Raw genomic sequence first — 17,293 nt, 5'->3', positions numbered from 1 at the left:
CGTGACCCTGACGGACATCATCTGGAAACTGTTTTCTATTCGTAGGGTTAGCGTTACGTCGACTCTGAATCAGCGGCAGGTCGATACGCCACATGCGCTGAAGATTCCACGCCAATTATCTCTGACATCTACATATCTTTGCGAGGACCAAAGCGGCTGTGCGACAAACACTTCAGAGCGTGCGAAAACTCCTTAGAGTAAACGATTTGGGCTCAGGTTATGTAGGATTTCATCATTTTGGGCCACGCAACCGTGTCCGACCTGCTGTTGCCCTTCGGGAGGCGCTCCTGTTGGCCGAAACAGGGGTTTGAATTGATTTTCGTCTCTTCATACGGCCTCTAGCAGACCTGCAACACCGACGATCGTAATGGCCCGTCGGATATTGTAGGCAAGCGCGGTAAGGTTGAATTCACCGCTGACATTCTCCAGTCGGCGCATCAAAAATGCGCCCTGGTTCATCCCCTGTTTGATCGTTCCGAACACATGCTCGATTATCTCACTGCGCCTCTTCATGATGTGGGGACGCAGAGCCAGCCGTGCTTCCATGCGGTCAAGAACGGCCTCATTGATCCAGCGCCCTACCTGGCGATGTGGTGACGAATTCGTACATTGCGTTCGAAGCACACAGGCCTTGCAAGCCGCTGGATTCTCGTAGCGGCGCCATTCGGTTTTCGCTGTCGAGCGGAAAATGGGATGCAACTCTTGCTTCCCGGGGCATTGATACGTGTCGGTTGAGGGATCGTAGGAAAATTCATCTTTACGGAAGAAGCCATCCCGAACCGCCGGCCCACGTTGAGGTCGAGGGACGTAAGCTTTTATGCCCGCATCCTCACAGACCTTCAGATCTTCGCCCTTGAAATAGCCCCGATCCGCGACAGCCTCGATGGTCTCTACGCCGAGTGCGTCTTTGGCCTGGCACGCTGTCTGTGCCAGCAGGCCCAGATCACTCCCTTCATTCGTCACCTCGACGGAAACGATGAGCTTATATTTGTCATCAACGGCCACTTGAGCGTTGTAGCCAACGCCGACTTTCGGGGCTGTTGCCATACCTCGGCTGTCCGGATCGGTAAGAGATATCTGGTTCTCTCCCAGACGATCAAGCTCAGCCTTGATTGACTCATAGCGCTCACGGCGCCTTTTTAGCGAAGCGATCTTCTCGCTCAGATCAACAGTGCGCGCCCGGCTGACGGGTCCTTCTTCAGCATCCGTGCGATCAAGGCGCGCAAGATAGTCTGCAAGACGCTCATCTGCTGCTTTCAGGAACTTGGCCAATCGTTCTTTCGAGAAATTGCGCGCACGGCTATTAACTGCCTTGAGGCGGGTTCCATCGACTGCGATCAATTCTCGCCCGTACAGGTCCAGCTTGCGACACAACAGGACGAATTCCCCGAAAACGGACTGAAAGGCTTGTTTGTTGTCGCGGCGGAAATCAGCGATCGTCTTGAAATCCGGGTGAAGGCCGCGCATCAGCCAAATGAGCTCAAGGTTTCGTTGCGTTTCGGCTTCAAGCCGGCGACTGGACCGTACCCGGTTCAAATAGCCATAGATGTAGAGCTTCAATAAATCTGCCGGATCGTATCCCGGTCGACCTGTTCCTGCCGGAGCAGTCCGGCAGAAGCCAGCTGCCCCGAGATCCATGCCAGCAACAAACGCATCAATAAAACGAACAGGATTGTTGGCGTCGACATAGTCATCTACCGACGCCGGCAAGAGCAAAACCTGAGAACGATCGTGACCGGAAATATGTGCCATACGCGATTGTAACGATGCGGCTATGCCAAAGGAATCCGTGTGTCAGACTTTCCACACACTCTGACTTGTTTTCCGACATGCCCGCGCGGGCGTGGCTAGGGTTTTGAAACTGCGCGAAGCGTCGTTTTAATGATCGCGGTCAAGCTATCCGCTAGCTTCGCCTGTGCGCCAGACGATTGGCTCAACACGAGGGCGGTTTCCCCGAGGTGCGGCAGTTCAGTATTCGACAAGAGTCTAACTCGATCGGTTAGGGAACATTGCGGCAAGACTCCGACGGCGATCCCGGCCGATATGGCAGCGCGAACGCCGGCCACACTCTCGCTAGTGCAGATGATCTCATAGTTCAGCCCGGCTTTTTGAAGGAGATTGAGACAACGTTCCCGCCACCAGCACGCCTTGTCGAACAGGGCCACAGGTAGCGGCCTGCGTTTCTCGACTTCATGAAAGGCGGAGCCAGCCCAAACGGCCGCTTCACGATGGACAACAACGTCCTGCGCCGTAACATTCTCTGGCGTATGGAGGGCGAGGTCTAGCTCGCCGGCGGCGAGCGCTGCCGGGAACTCCACACTTGAGCCGCATCGCAACAGGATACGTGCCCCCGGTTGCACTTCCGAACACGATTTCGATTCTGAGCGTATCGCTAGGCTCAGCGTCCTCAACAAAGATCGGACCATCCATCGGGTAGGACCCGAGGCCTGCCTGATACCCTCTCGCTGATCGTAAAACTATTCCAATCTGGAATAGTTCAGGGAAATTATGCATTGGATTTTTTTGGATCCATCAATTCATATGTCTAGAAAATAGGCTCGCATAAAATATGGGCAAGTGGTTCTTGCCAAGCCGCGGGTTTGTTTGGGCTCCAAACATATCAGGGATTGGGCGTGGATTCGAAAATAAGTACAGTTGCTCCTGCAAATACCGTCCGGTCCTGCCGGTTGCAGGTCGATGATCTGCACAATCTGTATATCGAAGAGCATGGCAATCCCGATGGATTGCCGGTTATTTTTCTACATGGCGGGCCGGGTGCCGGACTGAATGCCAAGTATGCCGCGACATTCGATACGGATGTTTTCAGAATAATCCTTTTCGATCAGCGGGGCGCGGGCAAATCCACCCCGCATGCCAGCATAGAGCGCAACACCACGCAGGACCTGGTTGCCGATATCGAGGCGATCCGTATTCTTTTGAAAATCGATGCGTGGCTTGTTGCTGGCGGATCGTGGGGAAGCTGTCTCGCATTGGCCTATGGGCAGAGTTTTCCACAGCGCTGCCTCGGTTTCCGGCTGCACGGTATTTTCCTTGCCGAGCCGCAGGAGATCGAATGGTGGTTTCAGGGCAGCCGCATGATCTTCCCTGATTACTGGGACGAGTTTGCGGCTCCTGTCGCTTCTGAGAGGCGACAGGCCTTGTTACCCGCCTATTATGAATGGCTTACCTGCGGCGACAGCAAGACTGAAACCGAGGCTGCGCTTCGTTTGCGGACCTTCTCGGCCTCAACACAGACCTTTCGCCCTGACCCGGACCATATCCGCTCCCTTGCCGAGCCGCAGGCCGCGCTGGCAATCGCGCGTCTGTTTGCGCATTACTGCATGAACGGCGCTTTCATGCAGTCGGGCCAATTGATCAGCGGTATCGATCGCATCCGGCATCTGCCCTGCGAAATTGTTCAGGGCCGGTACGATACGGTTACGCCGATGTCGACGGCATGGCGGCTCAGGACCGCTTGGCCGGAGGCTGAATTCACTATCGTTGTCGAGGCCAACCACCAATCGACGGTCGAGCCTATGGTTACGGCTCTCAGGCAGGCCAGCGACCGGCTGGTCAACACGCTTCGGGGCCGCGGCAGCATGACCTCAGCTATGCTCAATCGTCTCGAACCAAGTCCCTCTGTTCCATCAATCGCTCGCTTTTTCGATATTCCCTCGTCGAAGTCGCCTGTGTTGTCGTTTGATGGAACCTCGTTGGCCTATCTCAGTGACGAAGGCGGCTTCAGCCAGATTTGGATCAAATCGCTGGAGAATGGGTCTGCGCGGCAGTTGACCCGTATGACCGAGCCGGTCGGCATGCTCGCTTTTAGCCCGACAAGCCACGACCTGCTGTTTACCGCAGATTGCGGCGGCGACGAGCGCCATCAGCTGTGGATCTTGCCGGAAAAAATCGATGCACCACCGTTTGCCCTGACCACCGATCCGACGGTTGTGAATGTGTGGGGATGCTGGTCGCCGGATGGACAGCGGATCGCCTACGGCTCCAATGCCCGTGACCGTTGCCATATCGATCTTTATGTCATGGACATGGCCACACGCACGCCGCGCATGGTGCTTCAGGCCAAACGTTATCGCGAACCGCTGGCGTTTCTACCCGATGGCGAACACTTGCTGGTACGCGATGCCAGTCGTTCGATGAGTGATCAGGATCTTTGTCTGCTGAACCTGGCAACCGGACTGTATAAGCCTCTGCTGCCGCATGAAGGCTATGCGCGCTATCTGGCGCCGAAGATGGCGGAGGACGGTTTTTTTCTGATCACGGATCAGGACAGCGAGTTTCTGGGCGTCGCTTTCTATTCCATTGTAGAGGCGATGCTTACATGGTGCATCCGGCTGGAAGGGCAGGACATACAGGCGATAGCTCTTTCGCCGGACAAGACGAAGCTGGCCTGTGTTGTTAACACTGACGGCTGGAGCAATATCCGCATCCGTGATCTCGCCACGCTGGAGGAAACTTTACTCCAAGGATATCCCGCTGGTGTGATCGACACGGTCGCATGGAGCAAGGATGGCGCTAGCCTTGTCTTTTCGCTCGAAGGCGCCGCGACGCCGCCGGATATCTGGCGATATGATTTTGCCGCGCAAACCTTTGCCAATCTGACCTGTCGCAAAGGTTTCGACATCGATGTGTCGAATTTTGCGGAGCCGGTCGCAGAGCGCGTTGTGAGTTTCGACGGTGTTGTCGTGCCATTCTTCGTTTACCGGCCAGCCGGTCCGGCTCCGACAGCGGGTTATCCGGCGGTCATCATTGTGCATGGCGGACCCGAGATGCAATGGACGCCGACATTTCGGGCGGATGTCCAGTTCATGCTCGCACAGGGTATCATGGTCATCGCCCCTAATGTTCGGGGAAGTACCGGTTATGGCAGCACCTTCTGCCATCTGGATGACCGTGAACTGCGGCTGGACAGCGTTGCCGATCTGAAGGCTGTGCGGCTTTGGCTGCGGGAATGCGGCGAGGTGAACGATAGCCGTGTTGGCGTTTTCGGCCGTTCCTACGGCGGGTTCATGGTGCTTTCCGCCATGACTGAATATCCTGATTTGTGGAAGTGCGGGATCGAGTTCTACGGCATCGCCAATTTCAAGACATTGTTGCAGACGACAGGCCCGTGGCGAAGCTATCTGCGCGCTGCCGAATATGGCGACGTGGAAACCATGTCGGATCAGCTGGATCGCTTTTCGCCGATCAACAGGATCGCCAATATTAGCGCGCCGCTGATGATTGTGCAGGGCATGGACGATCCGCGCGTGCCGCCGGGCGAAAGCGAAATGGTCTATTCCTGCCTGCGCGGCTTGGGCCGCCCGGTCACCTATCTGCGCATCCCGCATGCAGGGCATGGGTTTAGCCGAATTGAACACAAACATGAGGTCTTCACGGCGCTTGCGGATTTTATCGAGCAGCATCTGTGAAACCTTGAAGACAGTCCGATGCGAATATCCAAAACGAGGAAGCGATGAAAAATTCTGAGACTATCTGGGATCTGGTCGATGCCAAGAAGGCCATTTTCGAGGCATTGAGTGATCGCGTCTGGGGCATGCCCGAGATCGCCTACACGGAATATCGTTCGGTTGCCGAGCATACGGTCACGCTCAAGCAGCAGGGGTTCCGTGTTACGGAAAACGTGGCTGGCATTCCAACCGCTGTGATGGGCGAAGCGGGGGAAGGCGGGCCGGTCATCGCTATTTTGGGAGAATATGATGCTCTTCCAGGCTTGAGCCAGGAGGCTGGTGTCGCTGAGCCACGCCCGCTACCGGGTGACGGCCACGGTCATGGTTGCGGCCATAATCTGCTCGGCTCCGCTGCAATGCTTGCTGCAACGGCGATCAAGGACTGGCTGGCCGAGACGGGAACGCCGGGCCGCGTTCGCTATTATGGTTGCCCTGCCGAGGAAGGCGGCGCCGCCAAGTCGTTCATGGCGCGTGAGGGCGCTTTTAACAATGTGGACATCGCCATCACTTGGCATCCGGCCTCGTTTACCGAAGTGGCGCGTGCCCATTCACTGGCCAATACGCGCATGGATTTCAAGTTCACCGGCCGCGCCTCCCATGCATCGGCCGCGCCACATCTTGGACGCAGCGCGCTCGATGCGGTCGAACTGATGAATGTTGGAGTCAACTATATGCGCGAACACATGCCGTCCGACGCGCGCATCCATTATGCGATGCTCGATTCCGGCGGTATCGCCCCGAATGTCGTGCAGGCCGCGGCCGCCGTGCGCTATGCAATCCGTGCGCGCGATCTTGCAGGAATGCTGGCGCTGAACGAACGCGTCAAAAAAATCGCTGAGGGCGCGGCGCTGATGACTGAAACCAAGGTGGCTATCAGCATCATGAGCGCGGTTTCCAATCTTTTGCCCAACCGCCCATTGGAAGAAGCCATGCAGCGCAATATCGAGCGTCTTGGCCCCATTCCCTTCGACGATGCCGACAGGGCCTTCGCTGCGAAAATACAGGCAACGCTGAGCGAGAACGACATCAACAACGATTATGCCCGGGTGGGGGTGGTGCGCAAACCGGATACGCCGCTCTGCGATTTCATCGTGCCGCTGGATGTTCGTGGTGAACCGATGGTTGGTTCCACCGATGTTGGCGATGTGAGCTGGGTCATGCCGACCGTTCAGGCGCATGCCGCGACCCACGCAATCGGCACGCCGGGTCATTCCTGGCAGATTACGTCTCAGGGCAAAATGGCGGCCGCTCACAAAGGCCTCGTCTATGTCGCCAAAGCCATGGCGGCCACCGCAGTTGACCTGATCAACGACGAGACCCTGATGGCACGGGCGAAGAAGGACCATCAGGACCGGATTGGCAAAACCCCTTATGTCTGCCCGATTCCGACTGATGTGAGGCCGCCCCTGCAGCCACGACGAGACGCTGCCTGAAGGCCGTCGCCAGATCCGGTGGTGGAAACCGCTGACCGTGTCGTTATTTCGAACCTGCTCTGACCATAAAAATCGAACCCTGAGGGAAGCAAATGAGCAAATTTAATACCAACCGGACTGTCCGACGACTGATGAGAACCGTCGCCAATGCCATCGCAGGGGCTGCTCTCGGGCTTACCGCCGTTCCGCTATCCGGATACGCGGCTACCCCGGATTCTGCTCTCGTCATGGCATGGAACATCGACGCGATCAGCACGTTCGACCCGGCGCAAATCGGTGAAGTCGTCACCAGCGAACTTGTTCAAAATACCTGCGATTCACTCGTGGACTTCGATCCTGCAAACGAGGCAAAGGTGATTCCGGGACTGGCAAAGAGCTGGGATGTATCGGATGATCGGCAGCAGATCACGTTCCATCTCAACGAGGGTATGAAACTCCCGTCAGGCAACGCTGCGACGGCACATGAGCTTGCGTGGTCGATGCAACGCGTGGTCCAGCTCGGATTCGGCAATGCCGCCACCATCACTGAATACGGTTTCAACAAGGACAATGTGAAAGAGCGTATCGTTGCCAGCGACGATAACACGCTGGTTATGAAGCTGGACAAACCCTATCCGACGAACCTCATCCTCCAGGCTATCGGCGCCAACCGGGTGTCAGCGCTTCTGGACATGAAGCTTCTGTTGGAAAAGCAGGTTGATGGCGATCTGGGCAACAAATATCTCGCCACCAATACAGCTTGCGTTGGTCCTTACAGACTGGCGCAGTGGAACGCAGGCGAGTCGATCGTGCTTCAAGCCAATGACGAATATTGGGGCGAGAAGCCCAAGCTCCAACGCATTTTGATCCGCCATGTTGCCGAAGCCGGCACGCAGCGCTTGCTGCTAACGCAAGGCGATGTCGATATTGCCCGCGATCTTTCACCTGACGATCTTGCCGATCTCGATGGTAAAGCCGGAATCGAGATCAAGAGAGTATTGAAGCCGCAACTGTTCTTCTGGGTCTTCAACGCTGCAGACCCCGTTTTCAAGGACGAAAAGGTGCGCCTCGCCATGCGCTATCTGATCGACTATGACGGCCTGGCCAAGTCGGTCATGCCCTATCTCGGCGTGCCGCGTGCAAGTTTCGCCCAGATCGGCGCTGTCGGCGCACTGGATGAGAAGCAAGGACAGCCTTTCTCGCTCGATCTTGACAAGGCCAAGCAACTGCTGACCGAAGCGGGGTATCCGAACGGTTTCGAGAGCGACGTTCTGTTCGGAACGCTGCCGCATTCCGCGCCAATCGCTCAAAGCATTCAGCAGAACGCGGCCAAGGTCGGGGTGAAGCTCAATCTTGAACGCATGGCAAATGCCCAGCTTTTCAGCCGCATTCGCGGGCGAGAATTCAAGACTGGCATGCTGGCCTGGCAGACGGGCGTTCCCGATGCACACGGCAATGCCTCGCGTTTGGTCTACAACCCGGACAACCGCGCTGAGGCCAAGCTGACCCAGATTCCGGCCTGGAGAGCTTCGTTCCAGAACGACGACTTCAATGCACGCGTCCAGCAAGCGCTGCTCGAAGGGGATCCGGAAAAGCGCAACCGGCTCTATTATAGCTTGCAAAAGGATGTGATGGAGAAGGGGCCGATGGCGATCATGTTCCAGATGTATAACATTCTTGGCATGAACGATAAGGTCAAGGATTGGACCTGGAACGGCTTCCGCGTCTACTACAAGCCGGCCCACAAGTAGGGGCGCGAGCGATGGCGGATATCGCAGGTCCTGCTCCGCGGGTGATTGCGGGCCCAAGGCGAGGATTGCTCGCGCCCTGGGCGGCATTCACCGCAAAGACGCTTCTTTCTGTATGCGTTACGCTTTTCGGGCTCGCAGCACTGACGTTCTTTATCGGCAGGCTTTTGCCGATTGATCCCGTCATTGCCGTTCTGGGCGATAACGCGACGCAGGACGCCTATAACAATATGGCCCGTCAACTGGGACTCGACAAACCACTGTGGTATCAGTTCGGCGTCTATATCAAAGGCATCCTCTCGCTGGATCTGGGTCAGGCTCTGACCACCGGAAAACCGGTGATCGAGGATATCGCCCGCGTCTTTCCGGCCACGTTGGAGCTGGCAAGCGTCGCCATCATCATCGGTACGGGGCTGGGTATTCCTGCCGGTGTTCTTGCCGCGATGTATCGCAATTCATGGATCGACCACACGATTCGGTTTATCGGTCTTCTGGGCTATTCGGCTCCCAATTTCTGGTTGGGCCTGATGGGGCTGGTGCTTTTTTATGCCGCGCTCGGCTGGGTTGGCGGGCCGGGCCGCCTCGATTTCATCTATGAATTCGATATCGTACCGGTCACTGGATTCTACCTGATCGATACGGCAATGGCCGGAAAGTGGGATGTTTTCCGCAACGTTTTTGGCCACATCATTCTGCCGGCGTCGATCTTGGGCTTTGGCGCGCTTGCCTATATCAGCCGTATGACACGTAGTTTCATGATCGAGCAGCTTTGTCAGGAATACATCGTCGCCGCGCGTGTGAAAGGTCTGTCATGGCAGCGGACCGTATGGGGTCATGCCTTTCGAAATATCGCCGTACAGGTGGTTACGGTCGTGGCGCTTTCCTATGCGTTCCTGCTTGAAGGCGCAGTTCTGACAGAAACGGTGTTCGCGTGGCCGGGTTTCGGGCGCTACCTGACCAACGCATTGCTGGCCGGTGACATGAATGCCGTTGTCGGCTGTGCCCTTCTGATTGGCGTGATCTTCGTCGGCCTCAATCTGTTCTGCGATCTTCTCTATCGCATCTTCGATCCTCGAACCCGGTGAGAACGGTCATGTCAGATAAAACCGTCGATACTCCCATTCCTTCGCCTGCTCCCGCCACGACCGGCTATGGCGCATGGCTTCGCGCGCCTGTGCCGACATCGCCGTTTCACGCCCGCATGCAGCAGCTCTGGCTGAAATGGTGGCGGCTGCGATCCAACGCTTCGGCCCTGTTCGGCCTTTGCGTCATTCTTCTGATCCTTGCCGCTGCCGTTTTCGCGCCTTTGCTGGCTACGCATGACATCTTTGAGCAGAACCTTGCTGAGCGGCTTATGCGCCCGTCGGCCGTTCATTGGCTAGGTACGGACGAACTGGGACGCGATATCTACAGCCGCTTGCTCTACGGTGCCCGCATTACACTTTATATCGCCTGCCTGACGGCCGTCATCGTTGCCCCGATAGGTCTCCTGATAGGCACGAGCGCAGGGTATATCGGCGGCTGGGCCGATACTGTCCTGATGCGCATCGTCGATATATTCCTCGCCTTTCCAAGCCTCATTCTGGCGCTCGCTTTCGTTGCCGCGCTTGGACCCGGCATCCAGAACGCCATTATCGCCATTTCGCTGGCCTCCTGGCCCCCGATCGCCCGTCTGGCGCGTGCCGAGACATTGTCCATTCGCAAATCCGATTATATCGCTGCCATCCGACTTCAGGGAGCCTCGTCGTTACGCATTATTCTCGGTCATATCGTGCCGATGTGCATTTCATCGGTGGTGGTGCGTGTGACGCTCAACATGGCGGCGATTATTCTCACGGCTGCGGGTCTTGGCTTTCTCGGTCTGGGCGCTCAGCCGCCCAGCCCCGAATGGGGCACGATGCTCTCCTCGGGCCGGGAGTTTATGCTGACGAACTGGTGGATCGCAGCCATTCCGGGCTCGGCCATCCTGATAACCAGCCTGGCCTTCAATCTCCTTGGCGATGGCTTGCGCGATGTACTGGATCCCCGCAATGGTTGACCGGCTTCTCGAAGTTGAAGATCTCAACGTGCATTTTCATACGGCGCAGCGTGTAAATCACGCGGTGCGCGGTATTTCCTTCAGCATCGGACGCGAGAAGGTCGGCATCGTGGGCGAATCCGGTTCCGGCAAATCACTCACCGGCCGTTCTGTGTTGAAACTGACCGCCAAGGCGGCGAAGGTCACAGCCGACAGAATGTCGTTCGACGGTATCGATCTGCTCAAGGCCTCCGAACGCCAGATGCGCACGATCCGCGGCAACCGGATTTCGATGATCATGCAGGATCCGAAATTCTCGCTCAACCCGTTGATGCAGGTCGGCCATCAGATCATGGAAGCTTATCGGCTGCATCATCGGGCAACGGCGAAGATTGCCAGGCAGAAGGCGCTGGCGATGCTGGAGGCGGTGCACATTCGCAATCCCGACCGGGTATTCCAGCTTTTGCCGCATGAGGTGTCCGGCGGCATGGGGCAGCGCATCATGATCGCCATGATGCTCATTCCCGAGCCCGATCTGATCATTGCCGATGAGCCGACATCGGCGCTTGACGTGACGGTTCGCCGTCAGGTGTTGAGTATTCTCGACGAGTTGATCAGCCGGCGCGGGGCGGGGCTGATGTTCATCAGCCACGATCTCAACCTGGTGGCGGATTTCTGCGACCGCGTTCTGGTCATGTATGCCGGCCGGATTTTGGAAGATCTTCCAGCCAGCGCGCTGCATAACGCCCGGCACCCCTATACGCGGGCGCTCCTGGACAGTCTGCCCCGGATCGACCGCCCGGTCGATATGCTGCAAATTCCGACGCGTGACGCCGCGTGGCTGAACGGTCCTGTCTTGAAAAACGGGGAGTGGACATGAGTCTTCCAACCGAAAAGCTTATCGAAGCACATGGGCTGACCGTTGCGTTCGGAACGGGCCCGACCTCGACGATTGCCGTCGATGACGCCTCATTCATGATCGGACGGGGAGAGGCGTTTGGCCTGATTGGCGAATCTGGCTGTGGCAAGTCCACGATCCTGCGAGCCCTTGCCGGGCTGAATCCGGATTATTCTGGCGCGATCCTGTTCGGCGACAAGGAGGTAAGTCATCGCCGCGACAAGGCGTTTTTCCGCCGCGTCCAGATGGTGTTTCAGGATCCCTATGCCTCGCTCCATCCGCGAAAGATGGTGCAGAATGTCCTGCTCGAATCGCTGGTCATCCATGATTTTGATAATCACCAGGAGCGGATCAGTGCGGTTCTCGATGCGGTAGGGCTGGAGCCAGCCTTCCGCTACCGCTACCCGCATGAGCTTTCCGGCGGCCAGCGCCAGCGCGTGGCCATCGCCCGTGCGCTGATTATCGAGCCGGAGATTCTGCTTTTGGATGAACCAACCTCGGCGCTCGATGTTTCGGTGCAGGCGGAAATTCTCAATCTTCTGAAAACGCTGCGGCGGGGGAGGGGGTTGACCTATTTGATGGTCACGCACGATCTCGCCGTGGTCACCCATCTTTGCGAGCGCGTCGCCATCATGCATGGCGGTCGCATTCTGGAGGAAATGACAGCAGAGCGGATTCGGGAAGGTGAGGTGCAGGAACAATACAGCCGCGATTTTCTCGCCGCCAGCATAGGTTACAAGGCAATGGCACACGCATGACCGCTCCGAAGGACTTTGGCTCCGATCTGGCATTGCGTGTCGATGGCGATATCGAAGCGAGGGGATGGTCGCGGCCCGGCCTCGATGCGATGGGCGCCTATGCCTCCACCATTGCCAGTGACGCATTGATGATCGTGCAGGGCGGCAAGATTCTCGCCAGCTATGGCGATATCGAACGCCGTTACCAATGCCATTCCATGCGCAAGAGTTTTCTCAGCGCCCTGATCGGCATTGAGGTGGAAAAAGGCACGATCGATCTGGCGCTGACATTGGAACAGCTTGGCATTGATGACAAACAGGGGCTGAGCGCCGCCGAGAAACAGGCAACGATCTACGACCTTCTGACGGCGCGTTCCGGCATCTATCACCCGGCGGGATATGAGACGCCGTGGATGCGCTCCGTCAAGCCGCCACGCCATTCACAAGCGCCGGGGACCTTTTGGTGTTACAGCAACTGGGATTTCAATTCGCTGGGCACCATTTACACGCAGTTGACAAGCCTTGATATTCACGATGCCTTCAACACCTTCATCGCCAGTCCGCTTGAGATGGTCGATTTCCGCTACGACGAGGAGCGCAAGGATGGGAGCCTTCACCTTGACGAATGCTCGCAGCATCCGGCCTATCCGTTCCGCATGTCATCCCGCGATCTTGCCCGTTTCGGCCAATTGTTTCTGCAAGGCGGCGTATGGAATGGCATGCAGATTATTCCATGCGATTGGGTGGCGACCAGCACGCTGCCCTATTCAGATGCGGGTGCGCGTGGCGCGTACGGCTATATGTGGTGGATATCCCGCAGCGGTATCGCGTTCCCGCAGGTGATGCTTCCTGAGAAAAGTTATTATGCCCTCGGTGCCGGAGGTCATTTTTGCCTGATCGTTCCTCCCCTTGATCTCGTCGTCGTTCATCGCGTCAACACGGATATTCCGGGTCGGGAAGTCGACAGATTCCAGTTTGGCAAATTACTCAAATTGCTCATCGCAGCTTGCCGAGACTGACGGACCTTACCCCATCTCCACATCCTATGACGGGAACCAACGATGACGAGTACCATCGAAACAATTGCGCTTTGGTGCGCCTCTCGCAGCGGCTTTAGCCAAGACGCACAAGAGCTTGCAAAACATGCCGTTGCCGACACGATCGGCTGCATGTTTGCCGGGCGGAACGATTTTGCCCCGCAGGCGGCACGCAACGCCTTAGCCGGGTACCGTACGTCGAGCGGCGCGGCGAGTATTATCGGGGGGGGCAGGGCCAATGAAGCGGTTGCGGCCCTGGTCAACGCCACTGCTGCTCACGCTCTTGACTACGATGACAATTTTTTGCCCGGCATGAGCCATGCGTCCGCTGTTTTGGTTCCGGCGCTGCTTGCAGTCGCACAAGCCCGCAACGCCAACGGTCAGGCCCTGATCGATGCCTATCTCATCGGATTGCAGGCGCAAGCGTTCGTCGGTGCGGGCGTCGGATCTTCGCATTACACCGCCGGGTGGCATGGTACCTCCACAATCGGCACGATCGGCACCGCTGCGGGTGTCGCATGGCTGATTGGTCTCGACTCGGATGGGATCGCCCGCAGCTTAAGCAATGCGGTGAGCCTAGCGTCCGGCACGAAAGGCCAGTTTGGAACTCCAATGAAGCCGCTGCATGCCGGCCTTGCCGCGCGCAATGCCATTGATGCCGCCATGCTGGCTGCAAGCGGGATGACCGGGCGGCTCGACATTCTGGAAGGCGAGCAGGGCTTCCGTGAATTGTTTGGCGGCAGCTATCCCGGAAATTGGGACACCGAAGCAATAGCGGCGACGCAAAGCCACGTCATCGAAACGATTGGCGTCATTCCCAAGCGTCATCCATGCTGCGGTTCTACGCATCTCATCGCCGATGCTATCCTCGATATCAAGACTACAAACGATTTCAAGATTGAGGACGTTACGTCGATAGAAACGCTGGTCGGTATTTCCAACTGGCGCAACCTTGCCTATCCGCAGCCGTGTGACGAAATGCAGGCCCGTTTCTCGATGCAATATTGCGTGGCACGCATCCTTCGCAACAATGCGCTCCTCCTATCGGACTTCACGCCCGAGGCGGTGGAGGCAAACCCCGACACTGATCTGATGAACCGGATATCCATGACGCCCTATACCCAGCAAGAGGAGCTGGCGGCTGGGGCGAAGTTGCCGCATGTGGTTACTATCCATCTCGTTGGCGGACTGACATTGAAGGCAGAGCGGCAGGCGGCCAAGGGTTCGCTTGCCGATCCGTTCGACGCGCGCGACAGGGAAATAAAATTTGCAGATTGCTGCGGCCGCCTGAGTAGTGTGGGCCAAGCCATCTACAGCCGCTTGTGTGCGCTGGAGAGCGAGACGAGCCTGAATTTTCTGTCACCGGTCTTTGCCCCATAAAAGCTACCGTCAGACTTATTCAGCTGCCGCCTTGAAGGCAGTCTGCTGTGCAGAAATCTTCGACCAGAACTGTTCCGCATGTTTGCTGCGAAACGCGAGGGGCCGGTACACTCTGATATCCACCAGAAGCTCCCAACTGGGTTCGCTGGCGTGAACCAGTGCGCCCGCTTCAAGTTCTGTTTTGATAAGGCTCTCCGGTATCCACGCGACGCCACTGCCCGATAGGGCCATGGCTTTAAGGCCGGCCGCCATGCCATTTTCATAAATGGTCTTGAGTGGCAGGGGCCTTCGCGAGAAGACATGATTGAGCATATGAGCGAAGAACGAACAGTCGCCATAGCTCAGATATTCGATCGGTTCCTGACCGTTCGTCAGAGGATGAAGTGGTTTGCCCGTCACATCGGGAGCGCACACTGGGATGACCTTTTCCTGTCCCAGGGGCAGGAACGCAAAGCCCTCAAGCTGTTTCATTGAGGGAATGGAGTCGTGTGCATAGGTCAGCAGGAAATCACTATCTCCGTTGAAAAGCGAAGAGATGTTGCCAAGAAAAGATGCCCTCGGTTCGGAGAACCGTGTCCGCGTCGCGAACCCGGCAGATTTAATCCATTGGGGAAAAAAGGTGAGTGAGAGGGTGTTCAACGTCGCAAAAGTGAGCGTGTCCGCATTGTGGAAATTGCGCTGATGCATATTATTGCGCAATTCGGAAAGCGTGGACACGATTTCCGTCGCCTTGGTAAAGAATTCGCGACCTTCCGGGGTAAGTTGTATCGGATACGTCTTGCGCGAGATGAGGCAAACGCCCAACCATTCCTCAAGTTGTTTTATCCGGCGGCTCAATGCTGGTTGTGTTATATTGCGTTCGCTTGCTGCTCTGGAAAAATTAAGGCAACGTGCAAGACTCAGAAAATCTTCAAACCATTTGAGTTCCAAGCATCCCGCCTTTCCATTCATATTGGCGCAAACTTCATGAGCGAGCGCCAGAACGTATGTTGGAAATAGCCCTCCGTTTTCGAGGCTAATATATTATGGTCTCATCTTCACCGGTTCCTGACAATCACCAGATGACAAAATTTCGGCATGAATCTTTGGTTACAGGGATTGTAGAGATTCAAGCTACAATCGGAAGTGCTCGAAAATTCGCGTGTTATCGGCCCTTTCAAAGGAAGGTTTATTTATGGTGATCTGTTCTAAACGGACATCAGCATGAGAATATATGGCAACCTTAACAGTTTAGATTGAGCGATAGCCATGCGGTGGAGGTCGGCGGACGAAACCACTTCCGACAACTGCGGATGTGTAAGGTCGGTTCAGATGAGACCTCAAGGCGACTCATGTCCTTGCTGCCAAGAGGTTGCTACAGAAACGACTTAAAAGGCCAATTGTCGTCCTCCAAGATTTGTTCGGCCATACTGTGGGAGCAACCTCACGATGCCCTTGGTTTCGAAGAAGGGAAGCTCACTTGAGAAGGGTGGGGGTGATAATTGTGGTGAGCCGACATTGATTTCGGTTTCCAACCGCATATTAGGTTGTTCAACAATTTGGGCGATCTGATCCGTCATGCGGGCCAATTCAGGCAAGTTTGTTGCCCCCAACTTTCGCATCATTCGAGCACGATGAGCCTTTACCGTGATCTCACTTATTCCTAGATCCCACCCTATTTGCTTGTTCAAGCGGCCTGCGGCAACAATCCACATCACTTCGCTTTCGCGCTCAGTAAGTGTGTCATACCGGTTTTTGAGTGCTGATAGCCGCCGGTTCTTATCACTCCACGCACGGTCGCGGGCAAGGCCGATCTCGATTGACTGATGCAGTTCCTCGTCAGAACATGATCTACCAAGGAAATCGATCGCACCATTCTTCATGGCCGCTACTGACATCGATATATTCCCGGACTCTGCCACGAAGATAATAGGGATGACAACTTCTGCCGCCAAAAGACGACGCTGAAAATCCAGGCGATCCCGACCCGGCCTTGCGCCGAGAATCAGGCATAGTATGCCGATCGGCCTACCAAGCAGGAGATACTCCGGCAGCTGCCCTGTAACGGTCATGCCGATCCCAGACGCTTCGAGACGAGTTCCCAAACGCGTCCAATCACTTGAAACGTCGTCCACGACGATGACCGAAGGTTGGTCTGCTCGGGCGGCTTCAATTCTATCTGAATGTCCGGTGGCGAATTGGCGTATGCGAGCGCTTTCCATGTCGTCCTCCTGTTGCGGAAAGGAGATGCGCACACTGCGCTGCATCGTCGTTATGATCTCCTTCGCAGTGACATTTGGTCGATTTATCAATGAAAAGTCCTTGGGCGATTCCTGAAGATTTCTGAATCAAGTTTCTTATGCGAGCGCAATTTGGGATATGCCATTCGATCAGGTCACAAGATAACCAAGTGCGTAATCCGGGCGAACGGAAATCCCGAAGGGCAAATGTCCCGAAGACGGCACTTGATACAAACTAGTGTTGGCCATCTCGGCCTTCTTGCCGGATTAAAAAATATATCAGAGACCTTGGTGCAGTAGATTTGGACGGCCTGGTTCGGACAACCTTCTAGATTTTACTCTCCCGCCACAGCCCTATTTTGAACGGGGGCGTCTGC

Annotated in this window: 13 protein-coding genes; 9 read left to right on the top strand and 4 right to left on the bottom strand. The window is 56.3% G+C overall.

The features are described 5' to 3' along the window. Nucleotides 1-327: 327 nt before the first annotated feature. Both ACSQ3H_RS21600 and ACSQ3H_RS21595 read right to left on the bottom strand, forming a co-directional pair. Nucleotides 328-1,752, bottom strand: a complete 1,425-nt coding sequence (locus tag ACSQ3H_RS21600; RefSeq protein ID WP_436118932.1) for an IS1182 family transposase — start codon at nt 1,750-1,752, stop codon at nt 328-330. Nucleotides 1,753-1,847: 95 nt separating this feature from the next. Then, nucleotides 1,848-2,426 (bottom strand): LysR substrate-binding domain-containing protein, encoded by a 579-nt coding sequence (locus ACSQ3H_RS21595; protein WP_436118931.1) that lies wholly within the window; start codon nt 2,424-2,426, stop codon nt 1,848-1,850. Nucleotides 2,427-2,633: 207 nt separating this feature from the next. Between ACSQ3H_RS21595 and pip the strand changes: the two genes are divergently transcribed. The 9 genes from pip to ACSQ3H_RS21550 all read left to right on the top strand — a co-directional run bounded on the left by pip (nt 2,634) and on the right by ACSQ3H_RS21550 (nt 14,697). Next, nucleotides 2,634-5,429, top strand: a complete 2,796-nt coding sequence (gene pip / locus ACSQ3H_RS21590) for a prolyl aminopeptidase (protein WP_436118930.1) — start codon at nt 2,634-2,636, stop codon at nt 5,427-5,429. Nucleotides 5,430-5,473: 44 nt separating this feature from the next. Then, nucleotides 5,474-6,901, top strand: a complete 1,428-nt coding sequence (locus ACSQ3H_RS21585; protein WP_436118929.1) for a M20 family metallopeptidase — start codon at nt 5,474-5,476, stop codon at nt 6,899-6,901. Between the two features lie 92 nt (nt 6,902-6,993). After that, nucleotides 6,994-8,631, top strand: a complete 1,638-nt coding sequence (locus ACSQ3H_RS21580; RefSeq protein ID WP_436118928.1) for an ABC transporter substrate-binding protein — start codon at nt 6,994-6,996, stop codon at nt 8,629-8,631. Nucleotides 8,632-8,642: 11 nt separating this feature from the next. Further along, entirely contained in the window at nt 8,643-9,713 is a 1,071-nt protein-coding gene (locus ACSQ3H_RS21575; RefSeq protein ID WP_436118927.1) for an ABC transporter permease, read from the top strand. 8 nt (nt 9,714-9,721) lie between these two features. Then, complete coding sequence (gene nikC / locus ACSQ3H_RS21570) at nt 9,722-10,666, top strand: nickel transporter permease (protein ID WP_436118926.1); 945 nt, start codon at nt 9,722-9,724, stop codon at nt 10,664-10,666. Next, the gene (locus ACSQ3H_RS21565) at nt 10,659-11,525 is read left to right on the top strand and encodes an ABC transporter ATP-binding protein (protein WP_436118925.1); all 867 of its coding nucleotides are present in this window, start codon (nt 10,659-10,661) and stop codon (nt 11,523-11,525) included. The genes nikC and ACSQ3H_RS21565 overlap by 8 nt, the downstream gene beginning before the upstream one ends. Then, nucleotides 11,522-12,301: an ABC transporter ATP-binding protein gene (locus ACSQ3H_RS21560; protein ID WP_436118924.1), complete on the top strand. Its 780-nt coding sequence runs from the start codon at nt 11,522-11,524 to the stop codon at nt 12,299-12,301. The genes ACSQ3H_RS21565 and ACSQ3H_RS21560 overlap by 4 nt, the downstream gene beginning before the upstream one ends. Continuing rightward, nucleotides 12,298-13,299: a serine hydrolase domain-containing protein gene (locus ACSQ3H_RS21555; RefSeq protein WP_436118923.1), complete on the top strand. Its 1,002-nt coding sequence runs from the start codon at nt 12,298-12,300 to the stop codon at nt 13,297-13,299. The genes ACSQ3H_RS21560 and ACSQ3H_RS21555 overlap by 4 nt, the downstream gene beginning before the upstream one ends. Nucleotides 13,300-13,341: 42 nt before the next feature. Next, a complete protein-coding gene (locus ACSQ3H_RS21550) occupies nt 13,342-14,697 on the top strand; it encodes an MmgE/PrpD family protein (protein ID WP_436118922.1) in 1,356 nt (451 codons plus the stop codon). Nucleotides 14,698-14,712: 15 nt separating this feature from the next. Here the strand turns inward: ACSQ3H_RS21550 and ACSQ3H_RS21545 are convergent, their stop codons facing one another. Together ACSQ3H_RS21545 and ACSQ3H_RS21540 are read right to left on the bottom strand one after the other, a co-directional pair. After that, the gene (locus tag ACSQ3H_RS21545) at nt 14,713-15,648 is read right to left on the bottom strand and encodes a LysR family transcriptional regulator (protein ID WP_436118921.1); all 936 of its coding nucleotides are present in this window, start codon (nt 15,646-15,648) and stop codon (nt 14,713-14,715) included. Between the two features lie 416 nt (nt 15,649-16,064). Then, complete coding sequence (locus ACSQ3H_RS21540; protein ID WP_436118920.1) at nt 16,065-16,943, bottom strand: response regulator transcription factor; 879 nt, start codon at nt 16,941-16,943, stop codon at nt 16,065-16,067. Between the last annotated feature and the right edge of the window lie 350 nt (nt 16,944-17,293).

The sequence above is a fragment of the Phyllobacterium sp. LjRoot231 genome (assembly GCF_964253365.1).
GTDB lineage: Bacteria > Pseudomonadota > Alphaproteobacteria > Rhizobiales > Rhizobiaceae > Phyllobacterium.
This window is presented reverse-complemented; position numbering and strand designations above follow the sequence as displayed.

What these genes read in the sequence shown, in the direction of transcription:
- ACSQ3H_RS21600 (WP_436118932.1), bottom strand. Translation starts at nt 1,752, where the DNA reads ATGGCACATATTTCCGGTCACGATCGTTCTCAGGTTTTGCTCTTGCCG.
- ACSQ3H_RS21575 (WP_436118927.1), top strand. Translation starts at nt 8,643, where the DNA reads ATGGCGGATATCGCAGGTCCTGCTCCGCGGGTGATTGCGGGCCCAAGG.
- ACSQ3H_RS21555 (WP_436118923.1), top strand. Translation starts at nt 12,298, where the DNA reads ATGACCGCTCCGAAGGACTTTGGCTCCGATCTGGCATTGCGTGTCGAT.
- ACSQ3H_RS21585 (WP_436118929.1), top strand. Translation starts at nt 5,474, where the DNA reads ATGAAAAATTCTGAGACTATCTGGGATCTGGTCGATGCCAAGAAGGCC.
- ACSQ3H_RS21595 (WP_436118931.1), bottom strand. Translation starts at nt 2,426, where the DNA reads ATGGTCCGATCTTTGTTGAGGACGCTGAGCCTAGCGATACGCTCAGAA.
- ACSQ3H_RS21550 (WP_436118922.1), top strand. Translation starts at nt 13,342, where the DNA reads ATGACGAGTACCATCGAAACAATTGCGCTTTGGTGCGCCTCTCGCAGC.
- ACSQ3H_RS21540 (WP_436118920.1), bottom strand. Translation starts at nt 16,943, where the DNA reads ATGCAGCGCAGTGTGCGCATCTCCTTTCCGCAACAGGAGGACGACATG.
- ACSQ3H_RS21565 (WP_436118925.1), top strand. Translation starts at nt 10,659, where the DNA reads ATGGTTGACCGGCTTCTCGAAGTTGAAGATCTCAACGTGCATTTTCAT.
- ACSQ3H_RS21545 (WP_436118921.1), bottom strand. Translation starts at nt 15,648, where the DNA reads ATGAATGGAAAGGCGGGATGCTTGGAACTCAAATGGTTTGAAGATTTT.
- ACSQ3H_RS21580 (WP_436118928.1), top strand. Translation starts at nt 6,994, where the DNA reads ATGAGCAAATTTAATACCAACCGGACTGTCCGACGACTGATGAGAACC.
- nikC (WP_436118926.1), top strand. Translation starts at nt 9,722, where the DNA reads ATGTCAGATAAAACCGTCGATACTCCCATTCCTTCGCCTGCTCCCGCC.
- ACSQ3H_RS21560 (WP_436118924.1), top strand. Translation starts at nt 11,522, where the DNA reads ATGAGTCTTCCAACCGAAAAGCTTATCGAAGCACATGGGCTGACCGTT.